Below are 408 nucleotides of genomic sequence, written 5' to 3'. Positions count from 1 at the left end.
GCTTCACCCCGCCAAACGGCATCGCCGGGTCCAGCAACACATGCGCATTCACCCAAACCGTCCCCGCCTCGATCCGCGGCACCAGGTTCATCGCCTTACCCAGATCATTGGTCCAAAGACTGGCCGCCAACCCATACCGATTGTCATTGGCCAACTCAATCACCGCATCCTCATCATCAAACGCCATCACCCCCAACACCGGCCCAAACACCTCCTCCCGGGCCACCGCCATCCCATGATCGATATCCGCCAAAATCGTCGGCCGCACATAAAACCCCTCACCCGCAACCTCATCCCCACCGATCACCACCCGCGCCCCTTCAGCCCGGGCCTGCTCGATATGGCGCAGTACCCCTTGCTGCTGCTTGCGCGACACCAACGGATTAATCGCCGCCTCACCATCCATCC

General features: G+C 61.3%; 1 protein-coding gene. It reads right to left on the bottom strand.

What is annotated here, in order from left to right; all coding sequences use genetic code 11:
* Positions 1-408 (bottom strand): aldehyde dehydrogenase (locus HX873_RS31445; RefSeq protein WP_177123860.1); only part of this gene is annotated, 408 nt, incomplete at both ends.

Source organism: Pseudomonas sp. P7758, from assembly GCF_013386485.1.
Classification (GTDB): Bacteria; Pseudomonadota; Gammaproteobacteria; order Pseudomonadales; family Pseudomonadaceae; genus Aquipseudomonas.
Note: the sequence above shows the minus strand (reverse complement) of the source record. Positions and strands in the feature narration are given on the sequence as shown.